Origin of the sequence: Vibrio sp. 10N.222.49.C9, assembly GCF_041474985.1 — a bacterium.
Taxonomy (GTDB): Bacteria; Pseudomonadota; Gammaproteobacteria; order Enterobacterales; family Vibrionaceae; genus Vibrio; species Vibrio crassostreae_C.
Genome location: NZ_JBFRVD010001010.1, coordinates 1 through 350 on the forward strand (window position 1 = coordinate 1; position 350 = coordinate 350).

1 protein-coding gene is annotated in these 350 nt (G+C 45.4%); it reads right to left on the reverse strand.

What is annotated here, in order from left to right; all coding sequences use genetic code 11:
- Positions 1-22: 22 nt before the first annotated feature.
- A partial coding sequence (locus AB4585_RS26655; RefSeq protein ID WP_372171755.1) for a ParA family protein occupies positions 23-350 on the reverse strand: 328 nt, incomplete at its 5' end.

Consider the following 350-nt stretch of genomic DNA (forward strand, 5'->3'; position numbering starts at 1 on the left):
GGAAGTTTTTATCGCCATATTCTTAATCCTCCTTGCTCAATGACGCCCAGTTACTGTGTAACACTCGCTCTAGCTCTAATGCACTTTTTTGCACGGCATCTTGAGCAACCGCGAGCGTCTTTTTGCCTCCCTCAAAGTCTCCTGGAGTGAGGTCAAATACGGTGCTATAAGTATCTGCACAGGTTTCAAACGCACGACTTCTTGGTATCGTTGCCATCATCACCTGATCTTGCAGAAGATAGTTCATCTCAGTAAGAACAGAAACCTGCTTCTTGTTGTCATCTTCAAACATGGTTGGCACCATGCGAACAAACTCCAAGCCATGCCAATCTTCAGGGAACATCTCATAC